We start from the raw sequence: 5,900 nt of genomic DNA on the forward strand, positions 1-5,900 counted from the left end.
AGTTGAAGAAATCAGCACCGATCTTGTCCATCTTGTTCACGAAGACGATCCGCGGAACCTTGTAACGGTCCGCCTGACGCCACACGGTTTCGGTCTGTGGCTCGACACCCGCGTTGGCGTCCAGAACACAGACAGCGCCATCGAGAACCGCGAGCGAACGTTCAACTTCGATGGTGAAGTCAACGTGGCCTGGGGTGTCGATGATGTTCAGACGGTGCTTAGGCGTGTCTGCGGTTTGACCGTCCTCGGTGCGCTCCCAGAAAGTGGTCGTCGCCGCGGAGGTGATGGTGATACCACGTTCCTGTTCCTGCTCCATCCAGTCCATGGTGGCCGCACCGTCGTGCACCTCACCGATGTTGTGGGATTTGCCGGTGTAGTACAGGATGCGCTCGGAACAGGTGGTTTTACCTGCATCGATGTGCGCCATGATACCGAAGTTACGGTAGTGGTTAAGCGTATATTCGCGTGCCATTTGTCAATGAGCCTTTTGGAATTACCAGCGATAGTGGCTGAAGGCTTTGTTCGCCTCGGCCATCTTGTGAGTGTCTTCCCGCTTCTTAACGGCGGAACCGCGAGAGTTCACGGCATCCAGAAGTTCACCTGCGAGGCGTTCTTCCATGGTGTTTTCGTTGCGGCCGCGGGACGCGGAGATCAGCCAGCGGATTGCCAGCGCTTCGCGGCGCTCTGGGCGCACTTCAACCGGAACCTGGTAAGTTGCACCACCAACACGGCGGGAGCGAACTTCGACAGACGGCTTAATGTTGTCGAGTGCTTCGTGGAAGACTTCGACAGGAGCGCGCTTAACTTTGTTCTCAACGCGATCCAGCGCGTTGTAGACGATTTTCTCTGCGACGGATTTTTTACCGTCGATCATGAGGTTGTTCATGAATTTGGAAAGTACGCGGTCGCCATATTTGGCGTCAGGCAATACTTCGCGTTTTTCAGCAGCGTGACGACGAGACATCTATAAATATCCTTCTTACTTAGGACGCTTCGCGCCGTACTTGGAACGACGTTGCTTACGATCTTTGACGCCCTGGGTATCCAGAACACCACGCAGAATGTGGTAACGAACACCTGGAAGGTCTTTTACACGGCCGCCACGGATCAGAACCACGGAGTGTTCCTGAAGGTTGTGGCTTTCACCTGGGATGTAGGAGATCACTTCGTAGCCGTTGGTCAGGCGAACCTTCGCAACTTTCCGCATCGCGGAGTTCGGCTTTTTAGGAGTGGTTGTGTAAACGCGTGTGCAAACGCCGCGCTTCTGAGGGCATTGCTCCAGGTGCTGGGACTTGGAGCGCTTGATTTTAGGCTGGCGCGGTTTGCGGATCAGCTGCTGAATCGTTGGCATAGGGTCTCTTTTCCCGTTTCTCAACTTCTTGCCCGGTTGCCCGGACGGTTTCGGTTCTGACCCGTTCTGCCCCGCACCTGTTCCGCATCCCTGCGGTCCAAAGCAAAAAAGCCGCAAACGTTTCCATTCCGAGGTAAACGTCGCGGTGGGGTAACAGAGGGCCAGAGTGATAAAAGTGCTCTGACCTTGAGCCACTACAGATATGATTTCGGCATTGCAGACGGAATCCACGCGCCGGATGTGCGGGCGTATAGGCGGAGTCGCTGTCTATGTCAACAGCCCTGCCCGGTTGCCAAGCGCACGACAGACTGCCATGATTTCCAACAAGGCAGGCAGCAGGACGTCACATGAAATCTCAGGATATGCAAGTCATTGGGTTGTGTCGGTTTTCCTACCCAGCCTACGGTGGATTTCAGGTCGGACACGAGACACTGGAAGAGCGCCGCGCCTATCTTTATGCCCCTGAGCGGATTGAAGAACGGTTTCGCTCATTTGAGGCCATCGCGCTGCCAAGTATTCGCGCTCAGACCGACCCAAACTTTACCTTCCTGATCGCCATTGGCGAGTGCCTTCCCGCGCCTTATCTGGAGCGGTTGAACGATCTGGTGGCGGATGTCCCTCAGGCTGTGCTGGTGCCCTGGCCGTCAGAGCGGCATCGCCCCGCGATGCAAAAGATCATCAACAAATATAAGGCAGACACCGACCTGCCCTCGATCCAATTCCGGCATGACGATGACGACGCGGTTGCGATCAACTTTGTCGAGCGCCTTAGGGAAGCCGTTGATGACTCCGCCTCTATCATTGCCAAAAACGATATGCTGACGATCGATTTCAATCGCGGCTTCTCGGGCAGGCCGACCCCGCAAGGGCTAGAGATTACCCCCTCTGTCCTGCAATACTACGGCGTTGCCCTTGGTATGGTGGCGCAGCCGAATGTGCAGCGATCCATCATGAATTTCTCGCATAAGAAAATGAACCAGGCGATGCCGTCGGTCACCTTTACGGACCAAGAGATGTTCCTGCGAGGACACGGCGACTTCAATGACTCGCGCCAAAAATCGAACGTCGCACGGCTGGATTTCCAGCCTATGGATGACGAGGCAGAGACCCTGTTCAAACAGCTCTTTGCGATCGACAACAACAGGGTGCGCGAGATCTATTCAGCCAGCTGATTTTTCTTGCGTGCAAGGCTTTCGCGATAAAGCGTGAACAAACCCGTGGCCACAACGATGGCCGCACCGATCAAAGTAAGCGCATCTGGCCATTCGCCAAACACCAGCAATCCAATCAACAACGCAGCAATCAGGCCGGAATAGCGGAACGGCGCAATAAAGGTGATTTCCCCTACCCGCATCGCCATGACCGAGCAAAGATAGGCCAGCGCCACCACAATTGCCGTCGTGAAAAGATAGGCCGCGTCTTGAGAAGTCACCGCAACCCAGGGCTCTGTCAGACTGGCAAGTCCGGCTGCACTGCCGACCGCAAAAGACGACAGTGCCGCGCCCACGATAGACGGCATCGCCTTGGACATGCGGCGCGCAGCAAGGTCTCGGATTGTGACAAGTGCCACCGTGATCAACGCGTAGATGGATTGCTCAGTGAACCCGTCTGGACCGGGACGCACGATCAGCATCACGCCGCAAAACCCAATCAAAATCGCCGACAGCCGCCGCCAGCCCAACGGTTCGCGAAAAACCAAGGCCGCGCCAAGCGCCACCGAGAGCGGCAAAACCTGCAGAACAGCAGTGACATTGGCCAACTCCATGCGCAGCAGGGCCGAGATAAAGAAATAGGCCGCGCCGACCTCCATCAAGGCACGAAGGCTCGCCAGCGCCCAGTCTTGCGCAGGTGCCTTCACCCTCAGCATACCCATGCGCCATGCCAGCAGAACCAGAAACAACGTGGCCGGGATGCCACGCAGAAAAACCATTTGAAACAGAGGGATATGCCCCCCGATCACCTTGAGGATCGCATCGTTGACCGTAAAGCCGATCATGGCTCCGACCATCAGAAGGCTGCCTTTGGCGTTGTCGTGCATTGTCCCAGTCCCACATTCGAACAGAGCGACCCTATGGCGGAAAATGCCGACTGAAAAGCCCAAAGAAAAACCCCGGTGCTTTCACACCGGGGTCCATCAAATCTTATCAAGCAGCGCTTATTCTTCGCGGCTTTCTGGGACGTCTACGAAACCGCTGTCGAAGATATCCTCGGCAGAGAAATCGCCATCTGTCGGCGCCGCCAGAGCAACCGCCTGTTCCGCTTCTTCGCGGCGCGCTTCGATCACGACGTTGTCGCGGTCTTGCGCAATGCGACGGACACGCTGGGTTGCGCCACCGGTACCGGCTGGGATCAGACGACCCACAATAACGTTTTCTTTCAGGCCAACCAGCTTGTCTTTCTTACCTTGGACAGAGGCCTCGGTGAGAACACGGGTGGTTTCCTGGAAGGACGCCGCCGAGATGAAGCTGCGGGTCTGCAGAGACGCCTTGGTGATACCCAAGAGGATCGGCTCGCCCTGAGCTGGGCGCTTGCCACGGGAAAGTGCTTTCTCGTTGGCTGCGTCAAACTCTTGCTTATCGACATGTTCGCCTTTGAGCAGCGTGGTTTCACCTGAGTCCAGGATCTCCCACTTCTGCAGCATCTGACGCACGATGACTTCGATGTGCTTGTCGTTAATTTTAACACCTTGCAGGCGGTAAACATCTTGCACTTCGTCGATCATATAGTCCGCCAGCGCTTCGACACCCATGATGGACAGGATGTCATGCGGCGCAGGGTTGCCGTCCATGATGTAGTCGCCCTTTTGGACAAAGTCGCCTTCCTGTACAGGAATGTGCTTGCCCTTTGGCACCATGTATTCGACGGTTTCCAGGCTGTCGTCTGCTGGCTCGATCGAGATGCGGCGCTTGTTCTTGTAGTCGCGGCCAAAGCGCACGTAACCATCGATTTCTGCGATGATCGCGTGATCTTTTGGACGACGCGCTTCGAACAGTTCGGCAACCCGTGGCAGACCACCGGTAATGTCTTTGGTCTTCGCACCTTCGCGTGGAATACGCGCGATAACGTCACCGGCTTTCACGTCCTGACCATCTTCGGCCGACAGGATCGCGTCCACAGACATTGGGTAAGTCACAGGGTTGCCCGCCGCGTTGCGCACAGGCTCGCCATCGCCATCCACCAGAATGATTTCTGGTTTCAGCTCGTTGCCTTTTGGCGCCGAACGCCAGTCGGCCACGATTTTCTGGGTCATGCCGGTCGCTTCGTCGGTGACGTCACGCACAGCGATACCAGAAACCAGATCCACGAACTTTGCTTTACCGTCTTTCTCGGCCAGAATTGGCAGAGTGAACGGATCCCATTCAAACAGCTTGTCACCGCGTGCGACTTTGCCGCCCTCTTTGACAAACAGCTTAGAGCCATAGCCCAGCTTGTGCGTCACACGAACCTCGCCCGCCTCATCGACGATCTCGAGCTTCATGTTACGGCCCATCACCAGAGTCTCGCCCTGTGTGTTGTCCAGCACGTTGGCGTTTTCAAAACGCACGGTGCCTTCTTGGGAAGCTTCCTGGAAGGACTGTTGACCACCCTGCGCAACACCACCGATGTGGAAGGTCCGCATGGTCAGCTGTGTACCTGGTTCACCGATCGACTGCGCCGCGATGATACCGACGGCTTCGCCTGTGTTGACGATGGTACCGCGTGCGAGGTCACGACCGTAACACTGAGTACATACGCCCTCTTCGGCTTCACAGGTCAGCGGGCTGCGGATCCGTGCAGAGGCCACGCCTGCTGCGTCGATCGCATCCGCCATCAGTTCGTCAATCAGCTCGCCCTTGGCAACGATCACTTCGTCAGACCCTGGAACCAGAATGTCCTCTGCAGCCACACGGCCCAGAACACGCTCTGCAAGGGTTGCGACGACTTCACCGTCGTTGACGGCCGCCTCGGCGGTGATCGCGTTTTCAGTGCCACAGTCGTTCATGCGAACGATGCAGTCCTGCGCCACGTCCACCAGACGACGTGTCAGGTAACCAGAGTTCGCAGTCTTCAGCGCCGTATCCGACAGACCCTTACGGGCACCGTGGGTGGAGTTGAAGTACTCAAGAACGGTCAGACCTTCTTTAAAGTTCGAGATGATCGGGGTCTCGATGATGTCGCCATTCGGCTTCGCCATCAGGCCACGCATCCCGCCCAGCTGTTTCATCTGAGTAACCGAGCCACGCGCACCGGAGTGGGCCATCATGTAAACAGAGTTAGGCTCCGCTTCGGCGCCATTCTCTTCGGTCTTCGCCGCAGAGATGGTACCCATCATTGCGTCGGTGACCTTGTCGTTACACTTGGACCAAGCATCCACAACTTTGTTGTACTTTTCGCCCTGAGTGATCAGACCGTCCATGTACTGCTGTTCAAAGTCCTTTACCTGATCGCGGGTGTCATCAACGATGCCCCATTTGTCATCAGGGATAACCATGTCGTCCTTACCAAACGAGATGCCAGCCTTGAACGCTTCTTTAAAGCCCATGGACATGATCTGGTCACAGAAGATAAC

Annotated in this window: 5 protein-coding genes and 1 pseudogene; 1 reads left to right on the forward strand and 5 read right to left on the reverse strand. The window is 56.3% G+C overall.

What is annotated here, in order from left to right:
- The 3 genes from ACEQWH_RS06705 to rpsL form a co-directional block, all read right to left on the reverse strand.
- A partial coding sequence (locus ACEQWH_RS06705; protein WP_370229084.1) for a GTP-binding protein occupies positions 1-472 on the reverse strand: 472 nt, incomplete at its 3' end.
- A gap of 21 nt (positions 473-493) precedes the next feature.
- The gene (gene rpsG / locus ACEQWH_RS06710) at positions 494-964 is read right to left on the reverse strand and encodes a 30S ribosomal protein S7 (RefSeq protein WP_370229086.1); all 471 of its coding nucleotides are present in this window, start codon (positions 962-964) and stop codon (positions 494-496) included.
- Between the two features lie 15 nt (positions 965-979).
- Entirely contained in the window at positions 980-1,351 is a 372-nt protein-coding gene (gene rpsL / locus ACEQWH_RS06715; protein WP_054000841.1) for a 30S ribosomal protein S12, read from the reverse strand.
- A gap of 347 nt (positions 1,352-1,698) precedes the next feature.
- Here rpsL and ACEQWH_RS06720 point away from each other — a divergent pair, with 347 nt between their 5' ends.
- Positions 1,699-2,523 (forward strand): putative rhamnosyl transferase, encoded by an 825-nt coding sequence (locus ACEQWH_RS06720; protein WP_370229088.1) that lies wholly within the window; start codon positions 1,699-1,701, stop codon positions 2,521-2,523.
- Here the strand turns inward: ACEQWH_RS06720 and ACEQWH_RS06725 are convergent.
- Both ACEQWH_RS06725 and ACEQWH_RS06730 read right to left on the reverse strand, forming a co-directional pair.
- Positions 2,508-3,389, reverse strand: a complete 882-nt coding sequence (locus ACEQWH_RS06725) for a DMT family transporter (RefSeq protein WP_370229089.1) — start codon at positions 3,387-3,389, stop codon at positions 2,508-2,510. The genes ACEQWH_RS06720 and ACEQWH_RS06725 overlap by 16 nt on opposite strands.
- A gap of 117 nt (positions 3,390-3,506) precedes the next feature.
- Positions 3,507-5,900, reverse strand: a pseudogene (locus ACEQWH_RS06730) (DNA-directed RNA polymerase subunit beta'); the annotation flags it as partial.

Source organism: Cognatishimia sp., assembly GCF_964229375.1.
Lineage (GTDB): Bacteria > Pseudomonadota > Alphaproteobacteria > Rhodobacterales > Rhodobacteraceae > Cognatishimia.